19 protein-coding genes are annotated in these 17,223 nt (G+C 67.8%); 9 read left to right on the top strand and 10 right to left on the bottom strand.

Going from position 1 to position 17,223, the window contains the following annotated elements; genetic code table 11:
• Nucleotides 1-82 precede the first annotated feature (82 nt).
• The 7 genes from AB3G45_RS24690 (at nucleotide 83) to AB3G45_RS24660 (ending at nucleotide 6,169) form a co-directional block, all read left to right on the top strand.
• Entirely contained in the window at nucleotides 83-946 is an 864-nt protein-coding gene (locus AB3G45_RS24690; protein WP_367833044.1) for a branched-chain amino acid ABC transporter permease, read from the top strand.
• Nucleotides 943-1,953: a branched-chain amino acid ABC transporter permease gene (locus tag AB3G45_RS24685; RefSeq protein ID WP_367833043.1), complete on the top strand. Its 1,011-nt coding sequence runs from the start codon at nucleotides 943-945 to the stop codon at nucleotides 1,951-1,953. Before AB3G45_RS24690 ends, AB3G45_RS24685 begins: the two co-directional genes overlap by 4 nt.
• On the top strand, nucleotides 1,950-2,714 hold the full coding sequence (locus AB3G45_RS24680; RefSeq protein ID WP_367833042.1) for an ABC transporter ATP-binding protein: 765 nt from the start codon (nucleotides 1,950-1,952) through the stop codon (nucleotides 2,712-2,714). Before AB3G45_RS24685 ends, AB3G45_RS24680 begins: the two co-directional genes overlap by 4 nt.
• On the top strand, nucleotides 2,695-3,411 hold the full coding sequence (locus tag AB3G45_RS24675) for an ABC transporter ATP-binding protein (RefSeq protein WP_367833041.1): 717 nt from the start codon (nucleotides 2,695-2,697) through the stop codon (nucleotides 3,409-3,411). The genes AB3G45_RS24680 and AB3G45_RS24675 overlap by 20 nt, the downstream gene beginning before the upstream one ends.
• A gap of 205 nt (nucleotides 3,412-3,616) precedes the next feature.
• Nucleotides 3,617-5,338: a thiamine pyrophosphate-requiring protein gene (locus AB3G45_RS24670; protein WP_367833040.1), complete on the top strand. Its 1,722-nt coding sequence runs from the start codon at nucleotides 3,617-3,619 to the stop codon at nucleotides 5,336-5,338.
• A gap of 19 nt (nucleotides 5,339-5,357) precedes the next feature.
• On the top strand, nucleotides 5,358-5,891 hold the full coding sequence (locus tag AB3G45_RS24665; RefSeq protein ID WP_367833039.1) for a 2,4'-dihydroxyacetophenone dioxygenase family protein: 534 nt from the start codon (nucleotides 5,358-5,360) through the stop codon (nucleotides 5,889-5,891).
• Nucleotides 5,892-5,992: 101 nt separating this feature from the next.
• Entirely contained in the window at nucleotides 5,993-6,169 is a 177-nt protein-coding gene (locus AB3G45_RS24660; protein WP_367833038.1) for a hypothetical protein, read from the top strand.
• 60 nt (nucleotides 6,170-6,229) lie between these two features.
• Here the strand turns inward: AB3G45_RS24660 and AB3G45_RS24655 are convergent, their stop codons facing one another.
• The 7 genes from AB3G45_RS24655 to AB3G45_RS24625 form a co-directional block, all read right to left on the bottom strand.
• Nucleotides 6,230-6,988, bottom strand: coding sequence for an SDR family NAD(P)-dependent oxidoreductase (locus AB3G45_RS24655; protein ID WP_367833037.1), 759 nt, complete (start codon nucleotides 6,986-6,988; stop codon nucleotides 6,230-6,232).
• 3 nt (nucleotides 6,989-6,991) lie between these two features.
• The gene (locus AB3G45_RS24650; RefSeq protein ID WP_367833036.1) at nucleotides 6,992-8,443 is read right to left on the bottom strand and encodes an aldehyde dehydrogenase; all 1,452 of its coding nucleotides are present in this window, start codon (nucleotides 8,441-8,443) and stop codon (nucleotides 6,992-6,994) included.
• Between the two features lie 21 nt (nucleotides 8,444-8,464).
• Nucleotides 8,465-9,178 carry an ABC transporter ATP-binding protein gene (locus AB3G45_RS24645; protein ID WP_367833035.1) on the bottom strand — a complete coding sequence of 238 codons (714 nt, stop codon included), beginning with the start codon at nucleotides 9,176-9,178 and terminating at the stop codon, nucleotides 8,465-8,467.
• Nucleotides 9,171-9,899 (bottom strand): ABC transporter ATP-binding protein, encoded by a 729-nt coding sequence (locus AB3G45_RS24640; protein WP_367833034.1) that lies wholly within the window; start codon nucleotides 9,897-9,899, stop codon nucleotides 9,171-9,173. Before AB3G45_RS24640 ends, AB3G45_RS24645 begins: the two co-directional genes overlap by 8 nt.
• Nucleotides 9,896-10,819, bottom strand: coding sequence for a branched-chain amino acid ABC transporter permease (locus tag AB3G45_RS24635; protein ID WP_367833033.1), 924 nt, complete (start codon nucleotides 10,817-10,819; stop codon nucleotides 9,896-9,898). The genes AB3G45_RS24640 and AB3G45_RS24635 overlap by 4 nt, the downstream gene beginning before the upstream one ends.
• Nucleotides 10,816-11,688: a branched-chain amino acid ABC transporter permease gene (locus AB3G45_RS24630; RefSeq protein ID WP_367833032.1), complete on the bottom strand. Its 873-nt coding sequence runs from the start codon at nucleotides 11,686-11,688 to the stop codon at nucleotides 10,816-10,818. The genes AB3G45_RS24635 and AB3G45_RS24630 overlap by 4 nt, the downstream gene beginning before the upstream one ends.
• A gap of 256 nt (nucleotides 11,689-11,944) precedes the next feature.
• On the bottom strand, nucleotides 11,945-13,171 hold the full coding sequence (locus AB3G45_RS24625) for an amino acid ABC transporter substrate-binding protein (protein ID WP_367833031.1): 1,227 nt from the start codon (nucleotides 13,169-13,171) through the stop codon (nucleotides 11,945-11,947).
• A gap of 182 nt (nucleotides 13,172-13,353) precedes the next feature.
• Here AB3G45_RS24625 and AB3G45_RS24620 point away from each other — a divergent pair, with 182 nt between their 5' ends.
• Nucleotides 13,354-14,253: a helix-turn-helix domain-containing protein gene (locus AB3G45_RS24620; protein ID WP_367833030.1), complete on the top strand. Its 900-nt coding sequence runs from the start codon at nucleotides 13,354-13,356 to the stop codon at nucleotides 14,251-14,253.
• Nucleotides 14,254-14,256: 3 nt separating this feature from the next.
• On the opposite strand, the gene AB3G45_RS24615 is transcribed toward AB3G45_RS24620, so the two are convergent.
• From AB3G45_RS24615 to AB3G45_RS24605, 3 genes are read right to left on the bottom strand one after another with little or no spacing between them, the layout of a single operon-like run.
• Nucleotides 14,257-14,601: an ArsC family reductase gene (locus AB3G45_RS24615; RefSeq protein WP_367833029.1), complete on the bottom strand. Its 345-nt coding sequence runs from the start codon at nucleotides 14,599-14,601 to the stop codon at nucleotides 14,257-14,259.
• A 51-nt stretch (nucleotides 14,602-14,652) separates the two neighbouring features.
• A complete protein-coding gene (locus tag AB3G45_RS24610; protein WP_367833028.1) occupies nucleotides 14,653-15,273 on the bottom strand; it encodes a YitT family protein in 621 nt (206 codons plus the stop codon).
• Nucleotides 15,274-15,280: 7 nt separating this feature from the next.
• Nucleotides 15,281-16,450: an amino acid aminotransferase gene (locus AB3G45_RS24605; RefSeq protein ID WP_367833027.1), complete on the bottom strand. Its 1,170-nt coding sequence runs from the start codon at nucleotides 16,448-16,450 to the stop codon at nucleotides 15,281-15,283.
• A gap of 149 nt (nucleotides 16,451-16,599) precedes the next feature.
• On the opposite strand from AB3G45_RS24605, the gene AB3G45_RS24600 reads away from it, so the two are divergent.
• Nucleotides 16,600-17,079 (top strand): Lrp/AsnC family transcriptional regulator, encoded by a 480-nt coding sequence (locus AB3G45_RS24600; RefSeq protein ID WP_367833026.1) that lies wholly within the window; start codon nucleotides 16,600-16,602, stop codon nucleotides 17,077-17,079.
• Nucleotides 17,080-17,223: the final 144 nt, after the last annotated feature.

The raw sequence follows: 17,223 nt of genomic DNA, 5'->3' as shown, positions 1-17,223 counted from the left end.
GCGTCATCCTCGGGCTTGACCCGAGGATCCACCCGCATATGCCGACAAACGGCCGCAAAACCGGCCACAGCAGGATAGTTTGATGCAAACGGTCTTCAGCATCGGTGTCGATGCGCTCGCCTACGGCATGGTGCTCTTCGTCATCTCCATCGGCCTTTCGGTGACGATGGGGCTGATGCGGGTCGTCAACCTGGCGCATGGCGCCTTCGCCATGATCGGCGGCTACATCGCCTCCTATGCCGCGCGCGATCTCGGCCTTGCCTATGCCGTCGCCGTCATGCTCGCCGTCGCCGGCACGATCCTCATCGCCATCCCCGTCGAGCGCCTGCTCTACCGCCGCATCTATGGCCAGCCGGAGCTGACGCAGGTGCTGATGACCATCGGCATCACCTTCTGCGTCATCGGCATCGCCAACTATGTCTTCGGCCCGACGCTGAAGACCATCCCGACGCCGGACAGCCTGCGCGCGCCGGTCAGCCTCGGTTTCCGCACGGTCTCGGCGCATCGCCTCTTCGTCATCGCCTGCGGTGCCGCGGTCGCGCTCGGCCTCTGGTATTTCATCGAGCGCACGGCCTTCGGCGTGAAGCTGCGCGCTGCCGTCGACAATGCGGCCATGGCCGCCGCCCTCGGCGTGAAGACCGAGGTCGTCTATGCCGTCAGCTTCGCCGTCGCGGTCGGCCTTGCCGCCTTCGGGGGCGTCGTCGGCGCCGAACTGCTGCCGATCGAGCCCTATTATGCGCTGCGCTACATGGTGACCTTCCTCGTCGTCGTCTCGGTCGGCGGGGCGGGTTCCATTCCGGGCGCGCTCGCCGCCTGCCTGCTGCTCGGCGCCATCGACACGACGGGACGCTACCTGATGCCGGAATTCGGCGAGTTCTTCTTCTATCTCGCGGTCATCGCCATCGTCTGGATTTTCCCGCGCGGCCTTGCCGGAAGGGCTAAATGATGGCGCTGACCATGAACCCCGAAACCCTTTCCGCCGCCCACGACCGCCGCTCCCGGCTGACGCGCGACGCGATCGGCGTCCTCGTCATCCTCGCCGCCGCCGTCCTCGGCTATCTGCTCTTCCCCAACAATCTCGCGCTGCTGACGCGCATCACGGCGATCGCGCTCCTCGTCCTCTCGCTCGACCTCGTCACCGGCTATTGCGGCGTGGCGACGCTCGGCCATGCCGCGCTGTTCGGCGCGGGGGCCTATGGGGCGGGCATTGCGGCCGCCCATTTCGGCATCACCGATCCGATCGCCATGCTCGCCGTCGGCATCGTCGCGGGCGCGCTCGCCGGCCTCGTCTCCGGTGTCGTCGTGCTGAGGGCGCACGGCCTGCCGCAGCTCGTGCTCTCCATCGCCATCGTCCACCTTGCCCATGAGGCGGCCAACAAGGCGTCCGGCTGGACCGGCGGCAGCGACGGTCTGGCCGGCATCATGCCGGATGCCCTCTTCGGCCTCTGGCTGTTCGACCTGTGGGGCCGCACGGCCTATGTCTTCGGCATCGTGCTGCTCGTCGCTATCTTCGTCGTCCTGCGCCAGATCGTGCGCTCGCCCTTCGGCATGCTCTGCCGCGGCATCAAGCAGGACCCGCTGCGGGCGCGCGCCATGGGCGCCTCCGTGCATGGCACGCTGATTAGGATGTATGCCATATCGGGCGCCGTCGCCGGGGCCGGCGGGGCGCTCAACGCCATTTCGACCCAGGTCGTCGGCCTCGACAGCCTGTCCTTCACGCTCTCGGCCGAAGCTCTCGTCATGCTCGTTCTCGGCGGCACCGGCTCGCTCTACGGCGCGCTGATCGGCACGCTCTCCTTCCTGTGGTTCGAGGATGTCGTCTCGGCGGCCAATCCCTTCCATTGGCTCACCATCGTCGGCGCGTTGCTGATCGCCGTCGTCCTCTTCGCGCCGAGGGGGCTCTACGGCTCGCTCGCCGCCCTTCTCGAACGCCGCGGGAGGAAGGACCGATGAGCGCGATCTTCGACGTCCGCAACCTGAAGCGGACCTTCGGCGGCCTCGCCGTCACCAACGACGTCTCCCTCTCGATGGCGCCGGGCGACCGGATCGCGCTGATCGGCCCGAACGGCGCCGGCAAGACGACCTTCGTCAACCTCGTCACCGGCAATCTCCTGCCGAATTCCGGCACGGTCGCGCTCGGCGGCGAGGACGTCACCCGCCTCGGGCCGACGGAGCGTGTGCGCCGCGGCCTCGTGCGGTCCTTCCAGGTGACGCGGCTTTTCTCCGAGATGACGCCGGAAGAGCATGTCGCGCTCGCCGTGCTGCAGCGCGAGGGCCGGTCCGGCCGCATGTTCGCCAGCCACCGCGCCATGCCCGACGTGATGGACGAGGTGCATGCGCTGCTTGCCCGGCTCGGTATCGCCCATCTTGCCCGCCATCGCGTCAGCGAGATCGCCTATGGCCAGCAACGGCTCCTGGAGCTCGCGCTTGCCCTTGCGCTCAAACCCCGGGTCCTGCTGCTCGACGAGCCCGCCGCCGGCGTGCCGCAGAGCGATACGGCGCGCATCGAGCAGGCCATCGCCGACCTGCCGGCGCACCTTGCCGTGCTGATGATCGAGCACGACATGGACCTCGTCTTCCGCTTCGCAAGGCGCGTCGTCGTGCTGGCGGCGGGCGAGATCATCTTCGACGGATCGCCCGACGCGGTGACGAAGGACGACCGCGTCCGCCAGGCCTATCTCGGGAGTTATGCCGATGCCCGCAGCGTCGCTTGAAATATCCGGCCTTTCCGCCGGCTATGGCCCGACGCGGGTGCTTGAGGACATCTCCTTTGCCGCGGAGGCCGGCCGCAGGCTCGCCGTGCTCGGCCGCAACGGCATGGGAAAATCCACGCTCTTGGCCACGCTGGCCGGCCAGACGAAGCGCTATGGCGGCGAAATCCGCCTCGGCGGCGAGGCGATCGAGGGCATGGGCGGCTCCGCACGCGCCCTGAAGGGCCTCGGCTACGTGCCGCAATCGCGCGACGTCTTCCCGACGCTGACGGTGGAAGAAAACCTCTTCGTCGGGCTGAAGGGCCGTCCGCGCGCGGCCCTCGAGGAGGCCTACGCCATGTTCCCCCGCCTCAAGGAGCGGCGTAGGAACCTCGGCTCGCAGCTTTCCGGCGGCGAACAGCAGATGCTGACGACGGCGCGCACCATCCTCGGCCAGCCCTCCGTGCTGCTGCTCGACGAGCCGCTGGAGGGCCTCGCCCCGGTCATCTGCGAGGAACTGATGGCGGCGTTCGGCACGCTCGCGGCCTCCGGCGAAATGACCATCCTCCTCGTCGAGCAGCGCATCCAGAGCGCCCTCGATTTCGCCGACGACGTGATCATCCTGGAGCGCGGCCGCATCGCCTGGACCGGCACCCCGGCGGAGCTTTCCGCCGACCGGCACACGGTCGAAACCTTGCTCGGCGTCGGCGGGCTGCACTAGAGGAATTCCAGCAAAGGTGCGCAGCGGTTTTGCGGCCCGAACTCCGTAATTCCAAGCGCGATTCATACAGCTTTCGTTATGTATCGCGGCCGGCATTTCATTTTACATCATCGCCCCGCCTGTCAGAGTGCGGCTTAGGCCTGTGCCGCCCGGTTCGAGGAGACCGGCCGTCACGGGCAGGTTGCCGCGCGACGGGGAGGTTCCGATGGCTGAAGACGATCTTGCCGGGGCGCCGGCGATGACGGCGGGCGGCGCGCTGCTCGCCCGGCTGAAGGCGGTCGGCATCGACTATATCTTCGCCAATTCCGGCACGGATTTCCCACCGATCATCGAGGGGCTCGCCGAGGCGGAGGCGAAGGGCATCGCCCTGCCGCAGGCGCTCGTCATGCCGCATGAATCGGCGGCGATGGGCATGGCGCACGGTTATTATCTGGCGACGGGCCGCGCCCAGGCGGTGATGGCGCATACCAATGTCGGCCTTGCCAATTGCGCCATAGGCGCGATCAACGCCGCGATGGAGCATGTCCCCGTCCTGCTCTTCTCCGGCCGCACGCCGGTCACCGAGCGCGGGCGGAAGGGCTCGCGCACCGTGCCGATCGGCTGGGGGCAGGAGATGCGCGACCAGGCGGCGCTGGTGCGCGAGGCCTGCAAGTGGGACGACGAATTGCGCGTTCCCGAACATATCCCGCAGATGGTCGACCGGGCGCATGCCATCGCCTGCTCCACGCCGCGCGGGCCGGTCTATATGAGCCTGCCGCGCGAGGTGCTCTGCCAGCCCTGCCCGACGGAAGACCTCGCGGCGCCTGCGACGATGATGCCCGCCATCGCCGCGCCGCCGGCCGAAGCGGTGGCGGAAGCCGCGCGTCTCCTCGCGGCGGCGGAGAGCCCGGTGATCTTCGCGCAGCGCGGCGCCGGCTCGGCCGAAGGGTTCGCCGCCCTTGCGGCGCTGGCGGGCGAATGGGGCATTCCCGTCTGCCAGTACTGGGCCGTGCAGCTTGCCATGGCGACGGACCATCCGATGGCCGCGCAGGCCGACCCGAAGCCGCTCCTGGAGGCGGCCGACGTGGTGCTGGTCCTCGACGCGCTGGCGCCCTGGTCGCCGGACGCCCATGCGCTACGGCCCGGCTGCAAGGTCATCCAGCTCGCCCAGGACCCGCTGTACCAGCGCCAACCGGTGCGCTACTTCCGTTCCGACGTGACGCTCGCCGGCGATGTCGATGCCGGCCTCCTTGCCCTGAAGGCGGCGATGGACCCGCTGCTGCCCGCTCATCGCGCACGGGCGGAAAGCCGCGCTGGGGTGGTGGCGACGCGTAACGGCAAGGCCCGCGCCGCCGTGCTCGACACGGCCCGGCGCGGCGGCGGCACGCCGATGACGAAGGATTTCGTCAGCCTGACGCTATCGGAGGCGCTGGCGGGCCGGGATGCCACCGTCCTCTCCGAACTCGGCTGCCCGCTTTCGCCGATGACGCTCGCCCACCATCAGGCCTGGTATCAGGAGCCGCATTCCGGCGGCCTCGGCTGGTCCTTTCCCGCCGCGCTCGGCATGCAGCTTGCGCGGCGCGGGCGGCTTGTCGTCGCCACCATGGGCGACGGCTCCTACATGTTCGCCAATCCCGTCGCCTGCCACCAGATCGCCGAGGCGCTGGACCTGCCGATCCTCGTCCTCGTCGTCAACAATGCCGAATGGGGCGCGGTGCGCCAGTCGGTGCTCGGCCTCTATCCGGATGGCTATGCGGCAAGGACCAACCGCATGCCGCTGACCGCGCTTTCGCCGGTGCCGGATTTCGTGAAGGTTGCCGAGGCGAGCCGGGCCTATGCCCGGCGCGTCACCGACGGCGCGGCGCTCGCCGGCGCGCTTGCCGGGGCAATCGAGCATATCGAGACGAAGCGGACGCTCGCGCTGCTCGACATCGCGGTCCGCGCCTGACCCATCACAGGAGGAAACCATGCCTGAACTTGCGAAGAACGAATTCTGGAAGGACCTGAAGCCGATCGACAAGGTGTTCCAGCCGGATGCCCTGCCGGAAGTCTATCTCCAGAACGCACCGACCGACGACGAGCGCTACTACGTGCCCTTCACCGAGACGGTCTCTTCCCGCCCGCTGTGGATCTCCCCGACGCAGAACAAGTGGTGCGATATCCTGATGGCGAAGAAGGCGGGGCTGGTGAACCGCCACTACCACCCGCACGAGGTCTTTGCCTATACGATCTCCGGCAAGTGGGGCTATCTGGAGCACGACTGGACGGCGACGGCCGGCGATTTCGTCTACGAGACGCCCGGCGAGGGGCACACGCTCGTCGCCTACGAGCACGAGCAACCGATGAAGGTGTTCTTCCAGGTCAAGGGCCCGCTCATCTGGCTCGACGACAAGGGAGAGCCGGATGGTTTCTTCGACGTTCACAACTACATCGCGCTCTGTCGCGACCACTATGACAAGGTCGGGCTCGGGCGGGATTATGTGGAGCGGCTTTTTCGCTAGTTCTTGCTTGTTTCCTGCGGAACAGCGGCAGGCGGGGCGATGTGCGATCTTCTGATCACCGGATGAGAGAGGCTCATCCTCAACCGATCAGGAGAGACCCCATGCGCAAGATCATCGTTTCCGCCGCCATCGCCGCCGTTGCCGCCATCTCCTTCGCCGCTCCCTCGCACGCCGGTTACTACAGCTACGGCTACAAGCCGCACTGCTTCATCAAGAAGGTCAAGGCCTACGACTACTACGGCAATGTGATCATCAAGAAGATCAAGGTCTGCAAGTAAGCAGCCTTCCCGCTGACCTCCCCCAAGGCCCGGATCTCCCTGCATCCGGGTCTTCTGCCGTCAGGTGCTCATGCCGCCGTCGACCATCAGCATCGTCCCGGTGACGAAGCTCGACTGGTCCGAGGCGAGGTAGAGCACCGAGCGGGCGATCTCCCCGGCGCTCGCATGGCGCCCCATGGGGATGAGCGTGTTGAAGAAATCCGTGCCGTCCATGCCGGTCGCGGCGCCAAAACCCTGTTCCACGGCAAGCTGGAAGCCGTTGTCGACGGGGCCGGGATTGACCGTATTGACGCGGATGCCGCGCGGGGCGAGCTCCTTGGCAAGGCAGCGCATCAGGCCGGTCTGGGCGTGCTTGGCGGTGATATAGGCATAGACGCCGGGATCGCCGCGCGTCGCCGCCACGCTGGAGGTGATGACGATGCTGCCGCCGGCGCGTATATGCGGCACGGCATGCTTGGCCGCAAGGAAGGCGCCGCGCACATGGACAGCCTGCACGGCGTCGAAGACGTCGAGCGAATAGTCGGCGATGGGAGCGACGGTGCCGAAGGTGCCGGCATTGGAGAACAGCACGTCGATGCCGCCGAAACGCTCGACGGCAAGGTCGACATAGGCCTTCGTCGAAAGGCTGTCGGTGACATCGGCCGCCGCGAGCGCCACGCGCTCCCGCGGCAGGCCGGCTGCGGCCCGTTCGAGCCCCACGCGGTCTTTGTCGACGAGGACGATATTGGCGCCCTCGTCGAGGAAAAGCCGGGCGGTGGCAAGGCCGATGCTGCCGGCCCCGCCCGTCACGATGGCGGTCTTGTCGTCGAGAAGCGCCATGGGTCAGATCGGGTAGTGGATGGGGCCGTCCTGCACGGTGATCCAGCGCAGCTCGGTGAATTCGGCGATGCCGGCCTTGCCGCCGAAACGTCCGTAGCCGGATTCCTTGACGCCGCCGAAGGGCATCTGCGCCTCGTCGTGCACGGTCGGGCCGTTGATGTGGCAGATGCCGGATTCGATGCGGCGGGCGACCCGCATGGCGCGGTTGACGTCCCGGCCGAAGACAGCGGCGGAGAGGCCGTATTCCGTGTCGTTGGCAACGCGCACCGCCTCGTCTATCGAGCCCGCGCGGATGACGCTGACGACCGGGCCGAAACTCTCCTCGCTGTAGATGCGCATGGCGGGCGTCACCCGGTCGAGCAGGGTGGCATCGACGATGGTGCCCCGCACGCTGCCGCCGGCGGCAAGCACCGCGCCCTTGCCCACGGCATCGCGGATGAGCTGTTCCAGCCTCTGGGCCGCATGGGCATCGACGACGGAGCCGAGCGGCGTGTTGCCCTCGCGCGGATCGCCGGCAACGAGGGTTGCCGCCTTCTCGGCGAGCGCCGCGACGAAGCGGTCGGCGACCGTCTCGTCGACGACGATGCGTTCGGTCGACATGCATATCTGGCCCTGGTTCATGTAGGCGCCGAAAGCGGCGGCGGCGACGGCCGCGTCGATATCGGCATCGTCGAGCACCACGAAGGGTGCCTTGCCGCCGAGTTCCAGCAGCGCCGGCTTCAGGTAGCGCCCGGCGGTCTCGGCGATAATGCGGCCGACGCGGGTGGAGCCGGTGAAGTTGACGCGGCGCACGGCGGGATGGGCGATCATCGTCTCGACGATGGCGGCGGCATCCTCCGGCGCGTTGGAAATGGCGTTGAGCACGCCTTCCGGCAGGCCGGCCTCGTGCAGCGCGTCGACGATCAGCCGGTGGGTGCGCGGGCAGATCTCGGAAGTCTTCATGACGACCGTGTTGCCGCAGGCAAGCGGGGTGGCGAGCGAGCGCACGCCGAGGATGACCGGCGCGTTCCACGGCGCCATGGAGAGGACCACGCCGGCCGGCTGGCGCACGCCCATGGCGAGCGAGCCGGGGCGGTTGGAGGGGATGATCTCGCCGGTGATCTGCGTCGTCAGCGATGCGGCCTCGCGCAGCATGTCGGCGGCAAGGCCGACATTGAACATCGCCCAGCCGGCCGTCGCGCCCGTCTCGGCGGCCATGGCGGCGACGAAATCGACGGTTCTCGCCTGCAGCTTGTCGGCGGCGGCGAGAAGCAGCTTGCGGCGCTGGCCAGGCCCCGTCGCCGCCCAGGCGGGAAAGGCCTTCGCCGCGGCATTGACGGCCTGGCGCGCATCCTCCAGCGAGGCGGCGGCGACCTCCGAGGCGACCTCGCCGGAAATCGGGTTGATGCGGGTGAAGGTGCGCCCGTCGGAGGCGGCCTGGTCGAGGTTGTTGATCTTCAGTCCAAGGACGGACATGGTTTGCTCCCTGCTTGACATTCAGACGGTTGCGCCGAGGAACGCGCGCTTCACCGCGCCGTCGTTCATCAGTCCTGCTGCGGTATCCTCGCCGACGATGCGGCCTGCCTCCAAGAGGTAGCCGCGGTCGGCGATCGAAAGGCTCATCTTGACGTTCTGCTCGACGATCAGGAGCGCCAGCCCGCTCTCGCGCACCCGGCCGAGCGCGGCGAAGAGTTCGCCGACGACGACGGGGGCAAGGCCGAGGCTCGGCTCGTCGAGCATCAGAAGGTCCGGCTTCGACATCAGCGCGCGGCCGATCGCCACCATCTGCTGCTCGCCGCCCGACATGGTGTTGACGAACTGCCGCCGCCGGTCGGCGAGCTTCGGGAAGAGGCCGTAGACCAGCTCGCGGCTCGCCTTGCCATGGGCGCGGGCGCGCCTGGCATAGGCGCCGAGGGCAAGGTTCTCCTCTACCGTCAGGTCGCCGAAGACGCCGCGGCCCTCCGGCACCAGCGCGATGCCGGCTTCGAGCACGAGATGGGCGGGGCGGCCGGCAATGCCGGCGCCGGCAAAGCGGATATCGGCGTTAGGATCGGGCCGGACGAGACCGGCGGCGGCCTTCAGCAGCGACGACTTGCCCGCACCGTTGGCGCCGAGCATGACGACGGTCTCGCCCTTGCCGACGGTGACGGAGATCCGGTCGAGGGCAAGGTGCGGGCCGTAATGGAGGGAAAGGTCGCGGATCTCAAGCATGGCCGTCTCCGAGATAGGCGCGCACGACCTCCGGGTCCCGCAGCGTCTCGCCGGTCGGGCCGTCGGCGATCTTGCGGCCGGCATTCATGACGATGGCGCGCCCGCAGAGTGCCCGGATCGCATCCATGACATGCTCGACGAGGAGCACGGTGATGCCGCGCTCCTTCAGCGACAGGATGAGGTCGATGCCGGTGCGAAGCTCCGTCGGGTTGAGGCCGGCGAGCCATTCGTCGAGCAGAAGCAGCTCCGGCTCGGCGGCGAGCGCCCGGGCAAGCTCCATGCGCTTCTGGTCGATATAGGTGAGGGCGCCGGCCGGCTGGTCGGCCCGTCCGGCAAGGCCGACGGCGGCAAGATGGGCGTGGGCGGCCTCGTGGGCCGCCTTGCCCCAGAGCGTCCGGCGACCGAAGGCGAGCGCAGTGACGACGTTTTCGGCCACCGTCAGCGAGGGGAGCGCGCGCACCAACTGGAAGGTACGGGCGACGCCTCTCCTCGCGATGCGGTGCGGGCCAAGGCCGGAAATCGCCTCGCCCTTGAGGGCGATCCGCCCGCCGCTCGGCGGCAGGAAGCCGGAGATCATGTTGAGCACCGTCGTCTTGCCGGAGCCGTTCGGGCCGAGCAGGCCGGCGACCTCGCCGCGCTCCAGCGAGAATGAGACGGCATTGACGGCGGTGAGGCCCCCGAAGCGCTTGGTAAGGCCGGTGAGGGCGAGAAGCTCGCTCATCGCGCACCGCCTTTCCTTAGCCGGCTTTCAATTGCCGCCAGCACGCCCTTCGGCAGAACGAAGACGATGGCGATGAAGACGAGGCCGAGGATGATCGGATAGTGGTTCGGGAAGTTGGCGGAAAGCCATTCGAAGAGCAGGAAGAGCGGGATGGCGCCGAGCAGCGGGCCCCACAGCCGGTCCGCCCCGCCGAGCAGCGCCATGATCAGCGTCAGGAAGGAGATGGTCGGGTTGAAGACGATGCTCGGTTCGATATAGGTCCAGCGCGGTGCCTGGATGGCCCCGACGAGCGTGATGATCACGGCGCTTGCGGCAAAGAGCGCGAGCTTCAGCCGGGTGATGTCGATGCCGCAATGGCTTGCCACCACCTCGTCGTCGCCGATGACCTTCAGGGCGAGGCCCCAGCGCGTGCGGCCGATGCCCCAGGAGAGGAGGAAGGTGGCGGCGGCGAGCGCCAGCAGCTGCCAGTAGATGCCCTCCGGCGTCACGGGCAGGAAGATGTAGCGGCCGAGCGTGCCCGTCACGTTGACCTCGTACCAGGTGACGAGCTGGCGGATGAGTTCGGCAAGCCCGAAGGTGAAGATCACGAAATAGACGCCGGCAAGCCGAAGTGTCGAGAGCCCGACGACCAGCGCCACGGCAAGGCCGATCAGGGCCGCGACGAGAAGGACGAGCGGATAGGGCAGGGTCTCGCTGAAGACGCCGACCGTATAGGCGCCGATGCCGAAGAAGGCGACCGTGGCGAGCGAGACGTAGCGCGTCGGGCCGGAGAACAGGCCCCAGGCGGTGGCGAGCACCACATAGCCGGTCATGCCGATCATCAGCGTCACCGCATAGGGCCCGGCGAAGAAGGGCAGGACGGCGAGCGCGGCGAGAACGAGGCCGGCGACGAGGAGGCCGGGAAGCGTGCGTGCCGTCATCGCGCGCTCCTCCCGAAGAGGCCGGCGGGGCGCCAGAGCAGGATGGCGAGGAAGATGAGGTAGGTGGCGGCGAGCGTCAGGCCGGGATCGACATAGGTCGCCACGAAGGTCTCGACGAGGCCGAGCAGCAGGCCGGAGAAGAGCGCGCCGAGAATATTGCCGACACCGCCCATGATGACGACGATCAGCGCCTTCATCGTGAAGACGACGCCGGCCGTGGCGGTGAAGGTCTGGTACATGGAGATGACGACGCCGCCGGCGGCCGCCAGCGCCCCGCCGATGGCGAAGGCCGTGCGCGCCGCGCGCTCGACATCGATGCCGACGAGCGGCGCGGAGGCCGGCGAGACGGCGACGGCGCGCAGTGCCGTGCCCCAGAGGGTGCGGGTGAGGAGCAGATACAACCCGCCGCCGAGGACGATGGCGAGCGCGAAGGCGATGAGGCGGTTGGCCGCGATCGTGGTGCCGAACACGCTGACGCCGATATTGAGATAGCTGTAGCTCGTATAGTTGCTGCCGAAGAGCACGAGCATGACGCCCTGGATGACGAAGAGCAGGCCGAAGGTGGCAAGGATGGAATCGATCTCCAGCGTCTCCCGGCTCTTCGCGCGGCGCACCAGCGGGCGCATCATCAGGCCGTAGACGAGATAGCCGAAGAGGAAGCCGAGCGGCACGGCGGCAAGAAGGCCGAGCATCGGATTGATGCCGAGGCCGTTGAACAGCACATAGGCGAGGAAGGCGGCCGCGATGATCGTCTCGCCATAGGCAAGATTCATAATGCGCGCGATGCCGTACTGGAGCGTCAGCCCCATCGCGACCAGCGCATAGGTTCCGCCGAGCACGAGCCCGGACAACAAGGCCGTGACGAGCATGGCCGCTCCTTACATTTGCCGGCCGCTGGCATGCACCGCGCCGTTTTCAGTCGATGACAGAATGCCCCTCATCCGGCGTGCCGGCCACCTTCTCCCCGTGAACGGGGAGAAGGAAACCTGGCTGCGCCGTTGCCATCCCCCTCTCCCCGCTTGCGGGGAGAGGGCCGGGGTGAGGGGCAGTCGTGCCCGTTCCGGTCATGAGGGAGGGAAAGGGCCGGTCCGCCAAAGCGCCCTTCGATCCCCTCGGAGGTTTGGGCTACTTCTTCCACGCCTGCCGCGGCAGGATGGGCTGGCTGGCGCCGGCATGGTCGGCGGGGGCGATGCCGACGAACTCACCGTTCTGCCACTGGCCGGTCCACCAGAGCGTGCGAAGCTGGTTGTCCTCCATCTTCGTCTCGCCGAGCACGGTCTGGAACGTGCCGGTCGACAGTTCCGCCGAGACGGCCTCGCGGTCGAGGCCCTTGCGCTTGATCGCCTCCTGCAGCATCTGCAGCGAGGCATAGGTGATGACGCTGCCCCAGTAGTCAGGCCCCTGGCCGGTCACTTCCTCGTGGCGCTTGCGATAGGCGGCGTTTGCCTCGTTCGCCGGGTCGATGCCGCCGAGGCTCATGATGCCGGTGGCATTGTCGCCATTGTTCTTGCCGTAGACCGGAAAGCCCGTTCCGACGCCGAGATAGAGCAGTTTCGGATTGAAATCGGCGACCTGCGACTGCTGGGTCAGCGCGAAGGTATCCGGCGGATAGGAGAAGGCGACGAAGCTGTCGGCGCCGCTCGCCTTCGCCTCGTTGATCATCGGCGTGAAGTCCGACGTGCCGACCGGATAGGTCTTGTCGTAGACGATCTCGATGCCGGCCTCCGCGAAGGCGGGCCGCGCGGCCGTCACGAGGTCGATGCCGAAACCGTCGGCGACCGAGACCATGGCGACCTTGGTGTTGAGCGTGCCGTCGGCCGCCGCCTTTTTGATGATGCCGGCGAGCGCGCCCGCATAGTCATGGCCGCCGCCGAGCATCCAGAAGCTCTTCTTCCAGCGCTTGACGAAATCCGGCGCCTTGTCGGTGACGGAGGAGACGGCGAGCTGCGGATAGCCGTAACGGTCGAAGAGCGGGGCTGCGGCAAGGTTGAAGCCTGTGCCCCAGGGCGCGAGGATGAAGTCGACCTCGTCCTGCGTCGCCAGGCGCTCGACGGCGCGCACCAGTTCCTCCGAGGTGGAGCGGTCGTCGTATTCGATCACCTCGATCGGCAGCTTCGTGCCGTCGGGCAGTTCCAGCCCCCCGGCATCGTTCACGTCCTTCACCCAGAGCTGATAGTTCGGCAGCGTCGTGATGCCGGCGCCGCCGGCATTGGGCCCGGTCTTGGAAATGGCATAGCCGATCTTCACCGAGGTGCGGTCCTGCGCAAGCGCCCCTGGTGCGATGCCCGTCGCCAGCAGGGCGGAGGCGGCCGCCATCATGCGCAGGACGTGCCTGCGTTGCAGAGATTTCATCGTCAATTCCTCCCAAAAGGCCTGCTCTTCGGCAGGCGTCGCGTCCAGGCGGGCAGCGGCCGCATTCTCCTCCGGGCCTGCTGTCGCTTCTTGACGGATGAAAGGGTAGCCGCAGGCGGGGCAGGGCGGAATAGACTTTTACAAGAGATACTTGTATTTTTCACGGTAAGGAGACCATCGCCATGCCCTTCCGGGATGCTCTTGCGCCGCCGCATCGCGCCGCCGGCACTGCTCCGCCTCTGCCGACGGAGGCGCGGCTCTTCCGCGGGGCGCTGTCGCAGTCCGGCTGGACCTTCCGCGGCGGGCGCAACCGCGTCTTCCTGCTCCTGTCCGGCAGCGGGCGGGTGTCGCTCGGCCCGGCGGACCTCGGGCTTTCCGGCCCCTCCATCGTCTGGGCGCCGGCCGGCGAGCGCGGCACGGTGCTCTTCGATGCCGGCGCGGAGGGGGCGGCGCTGGCGATCCCGGAACTGGCGCTCGGCCCCGCCATGCCGACGGGCGCGATCTTCGCGGAGGTGCGCGACGCCATCGCCCGGCCCATCCTCGGCGCCAAGCTGGCGCTGGCGGATGCCAGGAAGATGCTCCAGACGGTGGAGACGATCGAGGCGGAACTGCGCGAGAACGCGGCGGGCATGCAGGAGGTGGTGCGCCATCACCTCGCCCTCCTGCTGATCGCCATCTGGCGCCGCGCCAATCCGGCGACGGAGAAGCCGAAACCCTCGCCGCGCGCCACCGTGCGCAGCTTCCTGCATCTCGTGGAGTTGCACATGCGCGAGCAATGGCCGCTCGCCCACTATGCCGCGGTCCTGGGCGTGACGCCGGACCGGCTGAACACGGCGGTACGGCGCGCCACCGGGCGCTCGCCGATGGAGCTGATCCATGCCCGGCTGATGATGGAGGCGGAAATGCTGCTCGACGGGTCGAGCCTGCAGATCGCCGAGGTCGCCGAAGCGCTCGGCTTTCGCGATGCGGCCTATTTCAGCCGGTTCTTCAAGCGGCTGGCCGGCGTCTCGCCGCGCGCCCGGCGGGCGGGGCTCGCCAACCGGCAGGTGCGCGCGGAAACCTCCTATGCCGCCTGGCCGTAGATTTTAGAACAAGGTCTCGTAGATCTCCGGCTTGAAGCCGGCCGTCAGGGCGCCGTCGCGGTCGAGGACCGGGCGCTTGATCATCGAGGGCTGGGCGAGCATCAGCGCGATCGCCTTTTTCGCATCGAGATCCTGCTTGTCGGCATCCGGCAGGGCGCGGAAGGTGGTGCCGGCGCGGTTCAGCACCGTCTCCCAGCCCAGCGCGTCGACGAAGCGCGTCAGGCTTGCCGCATCGATGCCTTCGGCCTTGTAGTCGTGGAAACGGTAGGCGACGCCCTTTGCGTCGAGCCAGGTCCGGGCCTTCTTCATCGTGTCGCAGTTCTTGATGCCGTAGATCGTGACGGTCACGCGTCTCTCCTCGATTTGCCTTGTGCACCGTGTCTTAGAGTGTTGCCGGCGTCACGTCACGCCGAGATAGCGGCCCGGGCGATGGTTGATGGCGAGCGTCATGTTGACGACGACGGCGCCGAGCACGGAGAGTGCGAGGCGATCGGGCGGGATGACGAAGGCGGCGGCGGTAAGGATGGTAAGGTCCACGGCGAGCTGGAAATAGCCGGCCCGGATGCCGAAACGGTCCTGCAGGTAAATCGCCAGCACGTTGATGCCGCCGAGCCCGGTGCGGTGGCGGAAAAGGATGAGCAGGCCCGTGCCGGCCAGCGCGCCGCCCATGACGGCCGCATAGAGCGGGTCGAGATGGGAGAAGGAGACGAGATCCGAGGTTAGCCGGGTAAAGATCGAGACGAGTGTGACGGCCGCGAAGGTGCGCAGCGTGAAAGCCCAGCCGAGCTTTCTGACCGCGAGGACGTAGAAGGGCAGGTTGATTGCGAAGAACAGCCACCAGAAGCCGATGCCGCTGGCATATTGCAGGAGCAGGGCAAGGCCAGCCGTGCTGCCGGCGAGCAGCACGGCCTTGGTGTAGATCACCACGCCGAATGCCATGAACATCGTGCCGACGACGATGGCGATGGCATCCTCGTAGGCGGAATGGCGCTCGGGCCGGCTTGCTGTTTCGACAGACATCGTGTCCTCAGAGGCTCAGGAACTTCTCGATGACCGCATCGACCTCGGCCGACTTGAGGCCGGCGATGTTGATGCGGCCGGAGGTCGGCATGTAGATCGCGTGTTCGGCGCGCAGCTTCAGCACGTCCGCCTCCTCCAGCGGCAGCAGGGAGAACATGCCCTCCTGCTCGCGGATGGCCGTCAGCACCTGCCAGCGGCCGGAAAGGCCGGCGGCGAGGCGCTCGCGGATGGAAGCGATGCGCAGCCGCATGGTCTCGATCTCCGCCATCCAGTCGGCCTTCAGGGCCTCGTCGCCGAGGATCGTCGCGACGATGGCCGCGCCGTGGTCCGGCGGCATGGAATAGCTGGTGCGGGCGAGGGCGGCGAGGTTGCTGCGCACGGACAGCGCCGTCCCGGCGCTGTCGCAGGCCGCATAGATCGCCCCGGTGCGCTCGCGGTAGAGGCCGAAGGATTTTGAGCAGGAGACGGCGACCAGCGCTTCCGGGGCAGTGGCAAGCAGCGTGCGCAGCCCGGCGGCATCCTCGTCTAGGCCGCGGCCATAGCCCTGATAGGCGATGTCGACGAGCGGCAGCAGGCCGCGGGCGGCGACGAGATCGGAGACGGCGCGCCACTGCTCCGCGGAAAGGCCGGCGCCCGTCGGGTTGTGGCAACTGGCATGCAGCAGCACGGCATCGCCCGGCGCGGCGCCGGAAAGCGCCTCCATCATCTGTTCGAAGAGCACGGTCTGCGAAGGCGCGTCGAAGAAAGGATAGGTGACGACCTCCAGGCCCGCCGCCTTGAAGATGCTGGCATGGTTCGGCCAGCTCGGCAGGCCGAGCCAGATGCCCTTGACGCCCATGCGCGCCATCAGGTCGGCGGCAAGGCGCAGCGCGCCGGAGCCGCCCGGCGTCTGCAGCGCGGCCGTGGCGCGGCCGCGGCCGGCGTCCCCCGTCGTCAGCGCCCAGAGGCGCTCCAGGAAGACCGCATCGCCTTCCGGGCCGACATAGGCCTTGGTCGGCTGCGTCTCGACGAGGCGCCGTTCGGCCGCCTTGACCGCACGGAAGATCGGCGTCGCGCCCGTCTCGTCGCGATAGACGCCGACGCCGAGGTCCACCTTGCCGGCGCGCTCGTCCGCCCGGAAAAGGCCGATCAGGGCAAGCAGCGGGTCGTCGGGCTGGCGGGTGAGGGCGTCGAACATGGCCGGGTTCCTTGTGCGGTGTGTCTCTCAAGCGGTGTAGGCCAACGCCGTCGCAAAATCGACCATGATATTGCGGCAAAAGCGCAAGATGCTTTTGTTTTCTTGCTTGCCGCTGCTAGATTGATGCAGATTTTTGCGTGGAGCGGGATATGGACAGGAAGCCGGGCGACGAGGTGGCGCTGGACCAGACGGATCGGCGCATCATCCGCCTGCTCGTCGAGGATGCCGGGCTCTCCAACAACCGGCTTGCCGAGAAGGTCGGCCTCTCGCCGGCGCCCTTGTCGCGCCGGCTGGCGCGACTGGAGGCGAGCGGCGTCATCCGTCATACGGTGATCGTCGATCCGCGTGCGGCGGGCATCGGTTTCCAGGCCTTCCTGGAAGTGACGCTGGAGCGCACGGCCCCGCGCGTCGGCGAGCGCTTCATCGATCTCGTGCGGCGCATGCCGGAGGTGGTGGAATGCCATACGGTCGCCGGCGATTTCGATTTCCTCCTGAAGATCGCCGTGAAGGACGTCGCCGATTATCGCCGGCTGCTGTGGAGCGAGTTCGAGCGGATCGGCGAGATCAAGACGCTGCGCTCGACCATCCTGCTCGACAGCCCGAAAATGCAGGTGAGCGCGCTTCCCTAGGCTCCGTCAGGCTTGTTCTGAACCTGACAGATTCCAGGTTTCTTTGTTTTCGTTTGTCTCTTCGGGAAAACGGGTTCCCACTTTCCCCTGGCAAACTCCAGCCATTTCGCGGAACCTTCCTGGCGGTGAAAGGTTGCCGATCGA

The organism is Shinella sp. S4-D37 (assembly GCF_040812195.1).
Lineage (GTDB): Bacteria > Pseudomonadota > Alphaproteobacteria > Rhizobiales > Rhizobiaceae > Shinella.
This window is presented reverse-complemented; position numbering and strand designations above follow the sequence as displayed.